Origin of the sequence: Actinosynnema sp. NPDC023658, assembly GCF_040639995.1 — a bacterium.
Classification (GTDB): Bacteria; Actinomycetota; Actinomycetes; order Mycobacteriales; family Pseudonocardiaceae; genus Actinosynnema.
Map to the genome: position 1 here is coordinate 1 of NZ_JBFAAX010000801.1, position 2,574 is coordinate 2,574.

At 70.9% G+C, this 2,574-nt stretch carries 1 protein-coding gene; it reads left to right on the forward strand.

Annotated features, from left to right (window positions below):
* Positions 1-2,562, forward strand: a 2,562-nt coding sequence (locus AB0G02_RS34945; RefSeq protein ID WP_360803127.1) for an RICIN domain-containing protein, incomplete at its 5' end; no start/stop codon positions are given.
* Between the last annotated feature and the right edge of the window lie 12 nt (positions 2,563-2,574).

Sequence of the window (2,574 nt, forward strand, 5' to 3'; positions counted from 1 at the left end):
GGGGATGCCGTTCCCGCCGCGTCGGCGGCGGGCGTCAACGGCTTCACCGCGGGCAACGCCGCGATCGGGTCGGTGGACCTGGCCGGCACGTGGAGCTTCACGCCGGCGGGCCGGTCGACGACGTCGATCACCGTGCCCGGGGGCGGTTGGTACAAGCAGGGCTTCACCGACGTGAACGAGGCGACGTACTCGCGGACCGTGACCGTGCCGGACTCGGGTGAGCCGCAGTCGGCGTGGATCGAGTTCGGCGCGGTGAACCACCAGGCGACGCTGTCGGTGGACGGACGGGTCGTCGCCACCAGGACGACCGCCTTCACCCCGTCGAACTTCGACATCACCGCGTTCGCCGCACCCGGCACCACGCACACGATCAGCGTGGCGGTGAAGGGGCGCGGGGCGTTGAAGAACAGCGCGGGCAAGTACCTGGTGCCCGTGGCCGCCGACTGGTCGGAGGCCGTGCCGCAGGGCATCTTCCGCTCGGCGTTCCTGCGGACGTACCCGGCGGTGCACGTCAGCGACGCGTTCATCCGCACGTCGGTGGCGAACCAGAGCCTCACCTACGACGTCTCCGTGACGAACACCTCCGCCGTCGCCCGGTCGGTGACCCTGACCGGCTCCCTCGCCTCGGACGGCAACGGCACGTCCACCTACCCGGCCCTGCCCAGCCGAACGGTCAGCGTCGCCGCGCGTTCGACGGTCAAAGTGACGGTCGGCCCGATCGCGTGGAACCTGGGCACGTCCTCGTACTGGTGGCCGAACGTGCCCTACCGGGCGGGGTACCGGGCACAGCTGCACCGGCTGTCGGTGCACGCGGCCACCGACGACGGGCGCACCAGCGACGCCACGTACCGGTTCGGGTTCCGCGAGAGCACGCAGAACGGCGAGTACTTCTACCTCAACGGCGTGCGCGTGAACTACCGCGGCGACAACCTCCAGGGCGCGGACTACGACCGGGTCGTCAACGGCGGGAAGGGCGACGCCTACGACACGCTGCCCGGGTTCCTGCCGCCGTCACCGGGCAACCCCGGCTGGCCGCAGGCCGTCGACAACTACCAGCGGCTCAACTACAACGTCGTGCGGGTGCACCAGGTGCCGCCCAGCCCCTACATGCTGGACGTGGCCGACGAGATGGGCCTGATGGTCATCGACGAGGGCGGGATCCGAGGCGGTTCGGAGGACTTCGTCGGCGGGCACGACAACATGGTCGACCACGACCGCGCGCTGACCCTGCGGGACCGCAACCACCCCGCGGTCGTCCGCTGGAGCCAGGCCAACGAGCCGAGCTTCAGCAACGACTCCGAGCAGTTCGAGCAGGACCTCTACGCGGCGATGAACGGCAACGACGGCACCCGGCCGATCAGCATCGACGCCGCGCCCGGCGCCGACTCGCCCAGCCGGTACCCGAACATGAACTACTCCAACTTCGCCGTGTTCGCGCACTACATCGACGGCACCGGCCAGTACGGCGAGCGGGTGCAGGTCGTGGCCGGTCGGCCCGACGGCGAGGGCGAGTACATCTGGCCGAAGTGCAACACCAGGCAGGGCTTCGAGTGGTTCGCCACGGCCACGGCGGCCAAGCGCGGCAAGGGTGCCAACGACCTGCGCCCGTACACCCTGCTGTCGGCCTGGGTCGGCGTCGTGCCCGGCGTGCGGACCACCGACCTCACCCCGGAGGAGGGTGGACGCCCCCTCTACGGCGCGGACAACCTGCCCGACCCCTGGAGCAACAGCCAGGTCCAGCGGGTGCAGGCCGCGTTCAACCCGGTCGCCGCGATCGACCTGCCCTACTGGTCGGCCTCCGGCGTCTCGGACTCCAACGGCACCTTCCCCCTGCCGGCCGCCGTGCCGTCCTACCCGGCCAACACCGCGGTGAACCGGACCATCACCGTGTTCAACGACGACTTCGCCGACACCACCGTGGACTTCGCCTGGAGCGCCCGGCTCGACAGCCCCGACGGCGCGGTGGTCGCGTCCGGCAGCGCGGCCCTCACCGTCCCGCTGGGGTCGCGGGTGACCCACCCCGTCTCCTTCACCACCCCCGCGAGCGGCTCGCGGGTCTACCTCGTCGTGTCGACCGCCAAGTCCGGCACGACGACGTTCAGGGACGCCGTCGAGTACTTCACGCTGGGCGGAGGGAGCACCGGCCCCACGCCGGGCACCTACCGCGTGGACAACCGCAACAGCGGCAAGCCGCTCGCCATCGCCGGCAACTCCACGGCCGACGGCGCCAAGGCGGTGCAGCAGACCGGGAACGCGACCTGGACCGTCAGCACCGCCCCGGACGGCACCTACACGCTGCGCTACACCGCGAGCGGCAAGATGCTGGACGTCAACGGCTCCTCCACCACGGCCGGACTGCAGTTGCAGCAGTGGACCGCCAACGGCGGCACGAACCAGCAGTGGTACCTGCGGCCCACCGGTGACGGGTACTACTCCATCGTGAACCGCGCCAGCGGCCTGGCCGCCGACGTGTACGGCCAGGCGACCACCGACGGTGCCCAGGTCGTGCAGTGGACCGCCAACAACGGCACCAACCAGCAGTGGAAGCTGACGCCGAGCTGAGCCGGTGCCACA